Raw genomic sequence first — 13819 nt, forward strand, 5'->3', positions numbered from 1 at the left:
GCGCTTGGATGGCTCCTCAAGATCAACCCCACGAACAATTTGTATTCCCTGAGGAAGTTCTACCTCGCGGTAACGCTCTTTAATATCAAAAGCCGACTATGACACGAATTAGAGTTGTGGTTGCTAAAAATTGACACCACCCAGATTAAATAATCTCCTTGTAATAAGCCAATAAAGTGTCAATATTCCCCCTTCTCCAGTGATCTCCCATCTTTTGGTGGGGGATTTTTTTCTGTATATGGTTAATATCTCTAAATTTATGTGTTATATTAGCTGAAGGTGATAAACCCGGAGTAAATACTCTGCCCTTTTAAAACTAAGACCGCTTAGGCAATAAGGAGGTGATGCCCATGATAGAAAGTAGTAAATGCATGGGTCATCAGGTTGCAGTTAGCCGGCTGTGCGCCGGAGCTGTTCTCTAAAAGTTAGCCTTAGTCATCTTGAGAGACTAAGTTAGCTCAAGTAGCTAGGCAAGCTTGGAGTTCCTTCCGGCAGTCTGGTTGCAACCTGAAGACCCGCTAGACCGCTCTGATATTAGATCAACTGATCTAAATCAGAGCGGATAGTTTTTTGTAGGTGATTTTTATTTTATTAACGGTTTCTCTTTGTCAGATACAAGATGTAACAAATCAAATATTATATCGGAATTTTTTGATATGGCACAACTACTGACTAAAGCGGAAATTCAAGAACAGGCAAAAATTGTCTCAGGTTGGACTGTTGAAGATTCCAAGTTGCAGATTACCCGCAAATTCAAGGATTTTATCCAAGCAATCGAGTTTGTCAATAAACTGGTGGAGCCGGCTGAGTCGGCAGGACATCATCCAGATATAGAGATTTCCTATAATAAAGTAAAGATTACACTCACAACACATGATGCAGGTGGGTTGACGCAAGCAGACTTTGATTTAGCACAGGTGATTGCTAAAATCAACTAAGTGATTTCTTCTGATATCTGGCACTAGGCAAGTAAAAGTCACCGCGACACAGACAAAAGCCGACTATCCTTCTCCTGATGGAGACGTAGCTGGTAGCTTCCTTAAGAGTGGAGGTAGGGATTTGAAAAATCTTGATTCCTAATTTTGTGTTTATTCAAACAGTACCAAGCGGACTACCCTGCTAGAAGGCTTTGCCTAGGTGTTGTATAGCCGAGCCAGTATTTTCTAAGGGACTTCCAAAAAATAAATTATCCCAATTTCTGGAATCAACACGACTATTCCTCCCCCATGCTCCCTGCTCCCCTGCCTTAATGCGATGGAATATTTTTTTAGTTGGAAGTGGAAGTCCCTAACTCGTGTGCCATTTCTACTAGGGCTAAGTGCAAGAAGTAATTTTTACTGACAAGCTGCTAAGTGTCTAAAGCTTTAAGTAAATAGGGAGCGAATGACCTAAACCCTACTCCCTGCTTAGATATTTAGATAAGTAGGTGTGACAGTTATTAAGGCGATCGCTCTAATCTTGCCATCTAAATCAGATGTTTTATAATGTTAGGATATGAAGATATGTTTTTGCATAAGTTAATCACATAAGTTTTTAACCCTAAGTTAACCGTTTATTAGCTTTGCAAAAACTAAAATTGTAGTAGTGGCAACAATGCCTCATCGACAGGTTTCAATGAGATGCCGGATTTTTGAGAATTAGGTGCAATCGAAGCCAATTATCTAAACAAGGTGTGAGGAGTAAAGGAAAATGTCTAATCTATTATGGAAATCCTTAGTGGTTAGCCCAGCAGTTTTGGGAGCAACATTGTTAGTTTCGACAACAGCAATGGCGGCTCCAAGCCCAACGACTGAAGCATCAGCAACCAAACAAGCGGGTGTAACGGGAGTTGTCCAACAGCCAGATACATTAGCTCAAACAACAATAGATCAAGTTAATCGCTACAGCAACGAAGGCAAGCAAAATAACTCTCAGTCTCAAGTAACATCGGTTTCGCAATTTTCCGACGTCCAACCCACCGACTGGGCATTCCAAGCATTGCAGTCCTTGGTTGAGCGCTATGGTTGTATTGCAGGTTATCCAGATGCAACTTATCGCGGTAATCGTGCTTTAACCCGGTATGAATTTGCTGCTGGTTTGAATGCCTGTTTGAATCGGGTTAATGAATTGATTGCCACAGCAACAGCTGACATGGTGACTAAACAAGATTTAGCTACCTTACAACGGTTGCAAGAAGAATTTTCCGCAGAATTGTCAACCCTACGCGGTCGTGTAGATTCCTTAGAAGCGCGGACTGCTGAATTGGAAGCTAATCAGTTCTCGACTACTACCAAACTAGTCGGTGAAGCGGTTTTTGGCGTTACTGATGTGTTCGGTGGTAATACTGGTGACAACAACAATACCGTCTTCCAAGATCGGGTACGTTTAGACTTACAAACCAGCTTCACGGGTAGAGATGTTTTACATACTCGTCTTGCAGCAGGTAATGCAGCACCCTTTACACAATTTGATAAAGCTGGGAATCAAATCGCTACTGCTGAAGGCACACAAACGTTTCAAGTTGGTGCTGGCGATGGTAACAACAGTGTCAAGATAGACCGCTTGACCTATGAATTTCCCATCGGCCCAGCCCACGTTTACCTCGCAGCTAGTGGCGGACGACACAGCCATTATGCTTCTGTCAACAACCCTTACTTTTTCGACCAAACCGACGGCGGTAACGGCGCTTTATCTACCTTGGCTTCTGAAAGTCCGATTTATCGGATTGGTGGCGGTGCAGGTATAGCGCTCAATCTCCCCCTTGGTAAAGGTGGGGGAATTTTGGGAAATAGTTCAATCACTGCGGGTTACTTGGCATCGGAAGGTAATAATCCTGGTCTTGGTCAAGGTCTGACCAACGGCGACTATGCAGCTCTTGGACAGTTGAACTTTAGTGTAGGCGATCGCGTGGCTTTAGCTGCTACCTATGTTCACGGATATAATGGAGGCGGCAATTCTTTATTCAATTCCGGTTCCACGTCAAACCCAGAGATTCTTGCAGTAGGTACTCAACAAGCTAACACTTTAATAAATGCAGGTTCTAGCAACTCCTACGGTGTGGAGGCTGCGTTTAGACCTAGCGACAAACTCTCAGTTAGTGGCTACGTCTCTTACCACGATATCAACGGTTCCGGTGTAAATGATAATTATCAAGCCTGGAGCTATGGTCTTGGGGTAGCCTTACCTGATTTCGGTAAAAAGGGTAACGTTTTAGGTCTTTTCGCTGGTGCAGAACCCTATTCCTTTAACCGACCAGGTTTTGTTGGTAATGATATACCCTATCACTTTGAAGGCTTCTACAAGTATCGTGTATCGGATAACATCTCTGTTACCCCTGGTGTAATCTGGTTAACCTCTCCTGGTCAAAACAGCAATAACGATGATGCAATTATCGGTACACTCAGAACAACTTTCACCTTCTAGAATATTGACTATCCACTGAGAATTTTGAACTTTATTGCTCCCCGCCATCAGGCGGGGCTTTTTGTTGTCGGTAGCAACAATGAATAAACCCCAGTATCTAACCGGAGTATACTATAAAAGTTAGGAGTTGTGAGTTAGAAGTTATGAGTTATGACGGTTTTTAGATGAATAGACCAGAATAGGGTAGGCATTATAATGTCCACTCTACAAGTGACTTACGTTGTGAGCAACTTTGTCTGAGCGAGCTTTTCTAATAGAGGTTGGCGTATAAAGTTACATATTACGTAATATCCTAACTCTGCCAATTTTAGATTGAAGGAAAAGCGTTCGACTGAGCGCTCACGCCGAAGTCTAAAATCCAAATTGAATCACTCCTAACTCCTGTACAGACGCGATTAATCGCGTCTCTCCTAACTCCTAACTCCTAACTCCTAACTTATTGCTGCTTGTGGAACTATCGTGTAAATCGGAATACGCAATTCTGGCCTTATTAGAGATGGCCGCCCATTACGAAAGCGGCGAACCTCTGCAAATTCGACAAATTGCAGCACAACAAAACATACCCGATCGCTATTTGGAACAGCTGCTAGCAACCTTGAGGCGTGGGGGTATAGTCAAGAGTCAGCGCGGATCAAAAGGTGGCTATCTGTTAACGCGAGAACCCCGGAAAATCATCCTTTTTGAGATTTTGGAATGTTTAGAAGGGTTAGAGGTGCTGACTTGTGAAGAAAACGTTAATCCCAAAACGGTAGACAGTTCGGTTATAGAAGAAATTTGGCAAGAAGCAAGTCGCGCGGCAAATTCAGTGTTGCAAAAATATACGCTCCAGGATCTTTGTGAAAAACGAGATTCGCGGCGGCAGTTCGATATCATGTACTACATTTAGTCAAGAGTCATTGGTCATTTGTTGATGACTAATGACCAATGACTTATAACTAAATAACTAATAACTAAGGACTAAATTATGCGAATTGCTCGTAACATTACAGAACTGATTGGTTGTACACCCCTAGTGCAGTTGAACCGCATTCCCCAAACAGAAGGATGTGTTGCTCAAATTGTGGTGAAACTGGAAAGTATGAACCCATCGGCATCAGTTAAAGACCGAATTGGGGTGAGTATGATTAACGACGCCGAAGAAGAGGGGCTGATTACTCCTCTGAAGACAGTATTGGTAGAACCCACCTCTGGAAACACAGGAGTTGCCCTAGCAATGGCAGCAGCAGCCAAAGGTTATCGATTAATTTTGACAATGCCAGAGACAATGAGTGGGGAACGACGGGCAATGTTGCGGGCTTATGGAGCAGAACTGGAACTAACACCAGGTATGGAAGGCATGAGTGGGGCAATTAGGCGAGCGCAGCAAATAGTTAATACTACACCAAATACCTATATGTTGCAGCAGTTCCGCAATCCAGCCAATGCAAAAGTGCATCGGGAAACTACAGCAGAAGAAATCTGGGAAGATACCGATGGAGAAGTAGATATGATCGTGGCAGGGGTGGGTACAGGTGGTACGATCACTGGAATAGCAGAAGTGATTAAAGCACGCAAGCCTAGTTCTAAGGCGATCGCTGTTGAACCAGCCAATAGCCCAGTTTTATCTGGGGGACGACCAGGACCACACAAAATCCAGGGAATTGGTGCTGGGTTTATTCCCCAAGTATTAAAGATAAAATTGATTGATGAAGTAATTAGTGTCACCGATGAAGAAGCGATCGCTTATAGTCGGCGTTTGGCAAAAGAAGAAGGGCTACTATCTGGCATTTCCAGTGGAGCCGCTTTATGTGCAGCAATTCGCGTTGCCCAACGTCAAGAAAATAAGGGACGTTTAATTGTGATGATTCAGCCCAGTTTTGGGGAGAGGTATTTGAGTACGCCGTTGTTCCAAGACCTGGAGGCAAGGTTAGCCGCTAGCGTCAGTTAACGATACATTGAATTAATGGTGAATTATAAGCACGTTTCTAACCACTACGAAACTCTCAAAGTTAGTCCAAGTGCCAGCCAAACGGAGATTAAGCAAGCTTATCGCCGCTTGGTTAAATTGTTTCATCCTGACAGTCATCAGGAAACAGCCGATCACGAGCAGATTATCCGCATCAATGCAGCTTATGAAGTTTTAGGGGATAATCAAAATCGCCGCAATTATGACCAACAACTGCAAAATGAGTCTCAAACATTAAATAGCGATCGCCTACAGCGTACAGCATCAGCTCAAAAGCATTACCAGACAAGACGAAAAACAGGACGGCAAGCTGACGAGCAAGTAGACGAATGGCTGCGCCGAGTTTATCAACCAGTCAATCGCCTGCTTTGTGGTATTCTCTATTCCCTAGAAGAACAAATGGATCAATTAGCCGCTGATCCCTTTGATGATGAATTGTTAGATGAATTTCAGGAATATTTAAAAATCTGTCGAGATGACCTCAAGCAGGCACAAATTACTTTTCGCTCCCTACCGAATCCCCCTAGTCTAGCAAGAACGGCGGCTCACCTTTACTACAGCCTTAATCAAGTAGCAGATGGACTCGAAGAGTTAAGTTACTTTCCTTTAAGCTACGATGAGCGTTATTTACACACAGGTCAAGAACTATTCCGCATAGCTACGAGATTACACTCTGAGGCACAAGCGTCTGTAAATTAATCAAGCTCAGAATACACTCTAATGATTTGTTATCCCACCTTTTCTAAATTTGAACTTTCAAAGGAGACACTAAGACAGAAGCTACATTCAATAGTTTGGTTTAACGCGCTGCATTCTTTGCCTGTGGTAAGGCGAGAAAATATGCTTTTCTGATGCAGTAACATTCAAACTCCGTCCAGTGTTAAGTTAAACCACATTTATTTTGCATAATCTGAAATTGTACATTTATTGTGGGGTGGGCGACAGAGCGCCCAAGATATGCAAGTTAAATGTGGAACAGCTTATTAGATCGATTAGAAGTTTTACAACCAAATGATTGGGAAAAAGTGCGTCAACACATCCAGCAAATATGGTCTTCTCTTGAAGAATAAAAGATATGACTTCTTCTCTCCATTACATCCCTCAATCTGATCCGCCGCTTCCTCCTTGGGAAACGCTACCAACGATGTATGATTTACCAAGTGACAACCCAGAGGAACCAGGCTTGCCAGACGATTTTCACTTTTTACAACCCTTACTTTTATACTTAACTTTTCAGCCAATTAACTGGAATCCAGAACTAGTTTACAGTGCTGCTGACCTTAATCTCTACTATGATCTTCAGCATCCTTTGTGGTATAAGCGCCCAGATTGGTTTGGTGTCGTAGGGGTAGGAAAATTATACAAAGGGCAAGACTTACGGTTAAGTTATGTAACTTGGCAAGAGCCAGCAAATCCCTTCGTGGTTATTGAGTTATTATCTCCAGGTACGGAAGACGAAGATTTAGGCACAAGAAGAGAAAGTGCAGCAGATAAACCTCCTAGCAAATGGGAAGTTTATGAACGAATTTTGCGGATTCCCTACTATATTGTTTTTAGTCGCTACACTAATGAGCTTCGGGCTTTTCAGTTAGTCGGCGGTCACTATGAACCGATGAATTTGACTGATGGATGCCTACTAATGCCAGAGATAAATTTAAGTTTAGGCTTATGGCAGGGTTCATTTCGAGATATTGAAAGGTTGTGGTTAAGGTGGTTCACTTTAGAAGGAGAATTAATTCCCGCACCTACAGAAGAAGCTGTTGCTGCAACTGAACGAGCTATCATTGCTGAACTAGAAGCTACAGAAGCTAAACTAGAAGCTACCGAAGCTAAACTAGAAGCTACAGAAGCTAAACTAGAAGCTACCGAAGCTAAACGAAAAGCAGAACGATTAGCACAACGTTTGCGTCAGTTAGGTGTGAATCCTGATGAACTAGATGAATTCTTGTAGCTTGAGAAATTTTTGTCTGATACGCAGCATTATTTTCTGCTTTTGAGGAATCACCTGTACTGAAAACTTTGATAGCCGATACCAACGCAGTTATTTAATAACAATATTTGCTCTCAGAAAGATCAACTTTTGAGTGCAATGTCTACGACGAGCTGCGCTAATGCATATTCAGCACTTGAAATACATATAATATTTCCTTCAGGAAGTCTATAGCAACGTCAGTTTTTCTGAAAAACGATGATGTCATGCTATATCGTTACTGTTGCCAAAGTCATTGTAAATTTGGTTACTAGGGGTAAGATAAGCTTCAGCAGCAAATCCAAAAGGCGATATTCGCAGATATTACCGCAGACACTGCTTATGTTGTGGCTGCTAAAATACTTAAGTATAAGTAGTATGCTCAAACTACCCCGGTAAAAATCGTCTGTTTAGTCACACAAGACTATTAAAAAATTGTAGAAAAGTGTATTTCCTTGTCTCCATAGTGGTGCTAATCTCAATTTGAAGGATATTATCAGCCTTTATCTGCTAGAGTTTCTGACTTTCAGCAAACTAGATAATTTATCAATAAGAAAATCGCTAGGAGTGCCATGAAATGTCACATTACCCTATCACAAGACCAGAAATAGCTGCTGGAACTCTAATCGATAACCGCTATATTATCCAAAAACTTCTAGGACAGGGAGGATTGGGGCGAACTTACTTGGCGTTTGACACTCGTCGGTTTAATGAAGCTTGTGTTCTTAAAGAATTTGCACCCATTGGCACAGGGGAGAGTGGACTAGAACAATATCGCAACTTATTTAAAAGAGAGGCAAAAATTCTTCATCAATTGCAACATCCTCAAATTCCCAAGTTTTTGGCTTGCTTTGAAGGAGATGGTCGGTTATTCCTAGTACAAGAGTATGTTGACGGTAAAACATATTCTCGGCTGCTGGGAGAACTTCAACGTCAAGGAAGAAATTTTTCTCAAAAAGAAGTTATCCAGTGGCTAAAGAATCTGCTGCCTGTTTTGGAATATGTCCACCAGCACAACATCATCCATCGAGATATTTCTCCTGACAACATCATGTTACCTGATGGCAAGGATCTGCCAGTGCTGATTGATTTCGGTGTTGGCAAGCAAATTGTTGACATGAATGAGGGGAGAAATTCCAACCACCAGGTAACGTTTGTTGGCAAAATGTCCCTTGTAGGCAAAGTCGGATATGCTCCCCGCGAACAGATTAGCTTGGGTTTATGTTCCCCCTCTAGTGACCTTTATGCTTTGGGGGTAACTGTTATTGTACTACTCACAGGTAAAGATCCATCCTTACTAATGGATCAGAATTCCTTAGAATGGAACTGGCATTATTATACTTCTATTACTGATAGCTTTGCTCAAATACTCGATTGCATGTTGGCAGATAGACCTAACAAGCGATACCAAACAGCTAGGGAAGTTCTTATAGATTTAGAAGGGATTGAAGAACCAGAAGTGGCAATGTCTCCTGCAATCATGCTTGATGATTTACCTACTACGGTATTTAACCCTGAATTTCAGGCTATGTCGGCAATATCGCCGTCATACAACCAACCTGGAGAAACAATTTTTAGTTTATCTAGTTCACCTGCTAGTCCGCAAATTGGGCAAATTGAACAACAACCTTCACTCAAACCAGCATTTATCAAACGTTGTCAGGAACAGTTAGCCTACCACATCGGACCAATGGCAAATCTGATTATAGAAGAAATATTAGCTCAAAATCCTGACATTTTACCTGACCAATTTGTTGAACTCATCACCAGAGAAATTCCTGACTTTAAAGCAGCTTTTGAATTCAAAAAAAGCTTATTCTCATAAATATTTACACCAGCACGAATTTACGGATAAATTTTAATCTTATAACTAATTCTGTGGGTTTAAGTCAAGAGACTTAATAAAAGTGGTAAGGCTTTTTGGCGGCGTCTAAATACCCATTACGAATTAAAAATTATTTTAATCCTTTGTACCTCCCTGAGTGCGTTTGATTCTTTTCATTGCCATTTCTAAACTTAACTGCATCCGTTTAAAAGCTTTAGCTAAATTACCGATTTCATCATTAGACATCTGCTCAAATTCAACTTCCATATGTCCGGTACTGACTTCTTCGGCTATGCGAGTCATGCGTTTGAGAGGCATAACAACTTGTCGATTCAAGAACAAGTTGACTAACAGGATAGTCGCTATAAATATAGTTGATACAATTAGGATAATTAGTAAGGAAGACTGATGAGCTTTATTGATGACATTATTTGCAGGTACTGATATGATTTGGGCGCCGACAATTTCATTCAGCTTCCACCCAAATCCATTAGCTGCACCATAAAGAGTAATCATACTTTGAGGGGCAACTTCAGGTGTGCTATGACACTTCAGACAGCTTTCTTCAGAAATTGGTAGCGGACGAGCAATATAAAAGATATCCCCACCAGGAATTGAGCGAAATCCACTCACTTCTTTGAGGTCTGATTTATTTCTAAACCTTTCTACAATTTCCGTCTCAAAACCATCAGCCTTATCCCGAAGATTTGTGGGATTGAGAGTTGCTTCTTTATAAAAGAAATCACGGTAGTCTCTTGTTCTCCGTAAAATTTCAAAGACTTCCCGTGCTGAGTATGCAGGCACACTTTGCGGCAAAAACTCAGTAGCCAATTTATCAGCTAGCTGTGGATTCACTTGAGTATTGGTGTATTTCCGAACAGAGCTCATTGTTTCCATGAGCATGAGACCAGTTGAGCTAATATCTTGTTTAGCATTTTCTCTGAGCAAAGAAGAAAGAGCAAATCCACTCAAGCTCAAACCGAATGTCAGAATTACCACTAGTAGAATTGTAAATTTTTGTTTCAAATTCAGATTCTTTAGCATAATTTCAGATTACCTACAAGTCAAATTATTATGACTAAATATGGCTAAAGTCATTGTTTACTCTAGCATGAGCAATCAATTAAAGATTTTAGTGTAAAGGTGATAGTTTAGCTAAAACTATCAGGGTATACCCAACTTTATATTAGTAATTATTGAGGTTAATGAAAATGTTCTTTAAGTAACTAAGTTCCAAAAAGCGACAACAGCAAAACAAAATGGAATTTCCCAAAATTCCTGTGGGCTGTTCTGATACCGTGCCAAAATAAATACCAGGAATTGTCAAATATTACTAATGGTGTGGAATGCAGGAAAGTCTTTATTCGGTGGACGCTACATTATTCAAAGCCAACTAGGCGAAGGTGGAATTGGCATTACTTATCTTGCCAGAAATCAAGGGAATCAACTGCGAGTGATTAAAACCCTCAAAGAAGAAATCTTAAATCACCCCGCTTGGATACTCCACCGAAACAAGTTACGGCAAGACTTCCGTGATGAAGCAGTTCGACTTGCTGTGTGTCACCATCCTCATATAGTACAAATAGAAACCATCTTCGATGAGGGAAATTTGCCTTGCATGGTGATGGAGTATATCGAAGGCGAAGACTTAGGACAGCGCTTGAGACGGATGGGGGTGCTATCAGAAGCAGAAGCGCTACTGTACATCCGGCAAATTGGTAACGCTTTGACGCTAATTCACTCTAAAGGACTGCTGCATCGGGATCTCAAACCACGTAATATCATGCTCCGCATCGATAAATCAGAAGCAGTGCTGATAGACTTTGGCATCGCTAGAGAATTTATTCCCAATATTATCCAAAGGCATACAGTGTATCGCACTCCTGGTTTTGCCCCACCTGAGCAGTATGAATCAGAAGCGCCACGAGGAGAATACATTGATATCTACGCCCTAGCTGCTACTTTGTATAATTTGCTTACCGGTGTTATCCCGACAAGTGCAGACGATCGCCGTCACAATATTAATTTAGAACCACCACAATATTTTAATCCTCAGATCAGCAACAAGGTCAATCAGGCGATTATGTGCGGCATGGATTTGGAGTCAACCTATCGTCCCCAGTCTGTGCAGGAGTGGTTGGATTTACTGGGATATGATCGTGGTGAGGATGTAACAGCAATATCATCTACCTTAGTGATAACGCCTAAATTTCCACCATCTCGACCTGTTGGATTAGAGCAACAGAACTGGCAATGTGTACAGACCCTCAAAGGTCATTCTAGTATGGTTCAGGCGATCGCCATTAGCTCAGATGGGCAATTTATTGCTAGTGGCAGTAATGACAAGACGATTAAACTTTGGCAAGTGGGTACTGGCAAACTAGTGCGTCAACTGGGTCGTTGGTCTTCTGGTCATTCCAATATGGTTCATTCCGTCGCCTTTAGCCCAATCTCCCCAAACCTTTATTATCAAGAAAAGTCAGGGAAATCGGTAGGAATCGCAGATCGGAACTGGGGGATTTTGGCTAGCGGTAGTTGGGATAACACGATCAAATTGTGGGATGTAAACACAGGCAAAGAAATTCGTACTCTCATTGGTCATGCTAATTGGGTGAATTCCGTTGCCTTTAGTCCAGATGGCAAGTTTCTGGCTAGTGGCAGTGCTGACTGCACAATTAAACTGTGGCAGGTACACACAGGCATAGAAATCCAAACTATTACAGGTCATTCTGACTTAGTTTCGTCAGTCGCCTACTCTCCGAGAATGCCAACAACGAATAGCAAGGATAGACAGCTAGTGGCTAGTGGCAGTAATGACTACACCATCAAACTGTGGCAAGTATACACAGGCAAAAACATTTGCACACTTATAGGTCATTCCTTCTTCGTCAACTGTATCGCCTTCAGCCAGGATGGGGAAATTCTCGCTAGTGCCAGTGCTGACAACACGATTAAACTGTGGCATATAAATACAGGCAGAGAAATTCGTACTCTCATTGGTCATTCTGATTCAGTTTGGTCAGTCGCCTTTAGCCAGGATGGGCAATTTCTCGCTAGTGGCAGTTGGGACAAGACTATCAAACTGTGGCACGTAGAGAGTGGCAGAGAAATCAGCACACTTACAGGGCATTCCAACTATGTTAGATGCGTCGCCTTCAGTCCCAATGGCCAAACCCTCGTTAGCGGTGGTGATGACGACACTATCAAGATTTGGCGACGGGGATATTGACACTCTCCGACCTGAAGGTGCGGAGATTCTTAAGACTTTGCAATCTTAATATCCTGCTTGCACAGGTTCCCAGACTCAACACGTTTGCACAGAAGTGCGTGCTGATATCTTCTGAGCGTTTAGCTGTTTAACAGCAAGTTTCGCGGAGTCCCCACGTACTATTTCCAGACCTCTATCCCTGATTGTCTTGGCTGCACCTATGTCAGCGTGTTCGTGATACCCACACTGGGTACAAATGAATTTTTCACCATCACGATTAGACTTATCAATATGTCCACATCTTCTGCATTCTTGAGATGAGTGTCTAGGATTAATTTTAATTACGACTTTTCCTTGCTTCTCAGCCAGATACTCAATCTTTAAAATCAACTCACTCCAACCTGCATCAGAGATAGCGCGATTTAATCCTTTCTTTCTCGATTGTCCATTTTTGAGAAACCTGCCAGTATTTTCATCAACTTTAACTTTACAACGCCTCATCATTCCTGAAACATTGAGGTCTTCTAATGCAATAGCATCAACCTTTCTAGAAACTATTTTGTTAGCAACAGCCCACTGGTAAGCTACTCGTTTATCTGTAATCTTTTTATGAAAACGCCCTAATCTGCTAGCTGCTTTTTTACGATTCTTACTACCCTTAACTTTTTTACTAACTCGCCTCTGCCTAATATAAGAAGTGCGTTTAGTTTTCTTGTTGGTTGAAAACTTAGGATTATCAATTTGAAAGCTATCCGACAAGTGGACAAGTTTGGTTATTCCTAAGTCACAACCAAGAATAGAATTAACTTCATCCAATGGTTTTGACGCATAGTTAGGTATAGCTTTATCTTCTATCCTAATTGAGACATACCATCCATCCTGACGTTTCCTAATTGTTGCGGCTTTGATGGTAAATCCATCTGGTATCAAGCGGGAATTGAAAAACCGCATCCACCCCAACTTAGGAAGATAGATTTTACTGCTTTGAACTTTTACACCCATCTGGTAAGTAAATGATGTAAAGTTACTGCGGTTTTTAAACTTAGGAAAGCCCCTACCTTCAAAGAAGTTTTTGTAAGCAGTGTCTAGACGTTTGACGTTTTGCTGTAGCACTGTAGAATCAATTTCACCAAACCAAGGTCTAGCTTTCTTCAACTCTGGCAACATAGTTATTTGGATATCTCCAGCACTACGCCGTGGGTTTTTAAGTTTGCCATTCTTATCAATCTTGCTGTCCTTCCAAGGCTCTCCGCTTGCACCATTCTTGCTCACAAAACAAGTTAGTGGACAGGCTTCTCCTCTGGTTCTGATGTCGCAGTAGTCCCCTTGGATGAATTGATGATTATATTGGGCTATTCTGTCAGCCAAACTCCAGTTGTAACTAGAGCGGAGCATATTTATCCAGCTACTCATTTTGGTTGACTGAGTAATGTTAGGTCGCAACTTATAGATATAATTCGTTAGCAGTTG

The 13819-nt window shown here is 41.7% G+C and carries 10 protein-coding genes and 1 pseudogene; 9 read left to right on the forward strand and 2 right to left on the reverse strand.

Annotated elements, in window-relative coordinates; all coding sequences use genetic code 11:
• From HWQ38_RS40315 to HWQ38_RS02640, 8 genes and pseudogenes are all read left to right on the forward strand, one after another.
• Positions 1-83: pseudogene (locus HWQ38_RS40315) on the forward strand (photosystem II protein D2); the annotation flags it as partial.
• 573 nt (positions 84-656) lie between these two features.
• On the forward strand, positions 657-938 hold the full coding sequence (locus HWQ38_RS02610) for a 4a-hydroxytetrahydrobiopterin dehydratase (protein ID WP_292789779.1): 282 nt from the start codon (positions 657-659) through the stop codon (positions 936-938).
• Between the two features lie 751 nt (positions 939-1689).
• On the forward strand, positions 1690-3402 hold the full coding sequence (locus HWQ38_RS02615; RefSeq protein WP_292789781.1) for an iron uptake porin: 1713 nt from the start codon (positions 1690-1692) through the stop codon (positions 3400-3402).
• 448 nt (positions 3403-3850) lie between these two features.
• Positions 3851-4288, forward strand: coding sequence for an Rrf2 family transcriptional regulator (locus HWQ38_RS02620; RefSeq protein WP_292789782.1), 438 nt, complete (start codon positions 3851-3853; stop codon positions 4286-4288).
• A gap of 78 nt (positions 4289-4366) precedes the next feature.
• Positions 4367-5329: a cysteine synthase A gene (gene cysK / locus HWQ38_RS02625; protein ID WP_292789784.1), complete on the forward strand. Its 963-nt coding sequence runs from the start codon at positions 4367-4369 to the stop codon at positions 5327-5329.
• A 15-nt stretch (positions 5330-5344) separates the two neighbouring features.
• Positions 5345-6046 carry a J domain-containing protein gene (locus HWQ38_RS02630; protein WP_292789786.1) on the forward strand — a complete coding sequence of 234 codons (702 nt, stop codon included), beginning with the start codon at positions 5345-5347 and terminating at the stop codon, positions 6044-6046.
• A gap of 376 nt (positions 6047-6422) precedes the next feature.
• Positions 6423-7298, forward strand: coding sequence for a Uma2 family endonuclease (locus HWQ38_RS02635; RefSeq protein WP_292789788.1), 876 nt, complete (start codon positions 6423-6425; stop codon positions 7296-7298).
• A 595-nt stretch (positions 7299-7893) separates the two neighbouring features.
• The gene (locus HWQ38_RS02640; protein ID WP_292789790.1) at positions 7894-9141 is read left to right on the forward strand and encodes a serine/threonine-protein kinase; all 1248 of its coding nucleotides are present in this window, start codon (positions 7894-7896) and stop codon (positions 9139-9141) included.
• A gap of 135 nt (positions 9142-9276) precedes the next feature.
• Here HWQ38_RS02640 and HWQ38_RS02645 read toward each other — a convergent pair whose 3' ends face one another.
• Positions 9277-10185 (reverse strand): DUF3365 domain-containing protein, encoded by a 909-nt coding sequence (locus HWQ38_RS02645; RefSeq protein WP_292789792.1) that lies wholly within the window; start codon positions 10183-10185, stop codon positions 9277-9279.
• Between the two features lie 292 nt (positions 10186-10477).
• Here HWQ38_RS02645 and HWQ38_RS02650 point away from each other — a divergent pair, with 292 nt between their 5' ends.
• Positions 10478-12370 carry a serine/threonine-protein kinase gene (locus HWQ38_RS02650; protein WP_292789794.1) on the forward strand — a complete coding sequence of 631 codons (1893 nt, stop codon included), beginning with the start codon at positions 10478-10480 and terminating at the stop codon, positions 12368-12370.
• Between the two features lie 75 nt (positions 12371-12445).
• On the opposite strand, the gene HWQ38_RS02655 is transcribed toward HWQ38_RS02650, so the two are convergent.
• Entirely contained in the window at positions 12446-13816 is a 1371-nt protein-coding gene (locus HWQ38_RS02655) for a transposase (protein ID WP_366933217.1), read from the reverse strand.
• Between the last annotated feature and the right edge of the window lie 3 nt (positions 13817-13819).

The sequence above is a fragment of the Nostoc sp. NMS7 genome, from assembly GCF_017115085.1.
In the GTDB taxonomy this organism is placed as follows: Bacteria; Cyanobacteriota; Cyanobacteriia; order Cyanobacteriales; family Nostocaceae; genus Nostoc.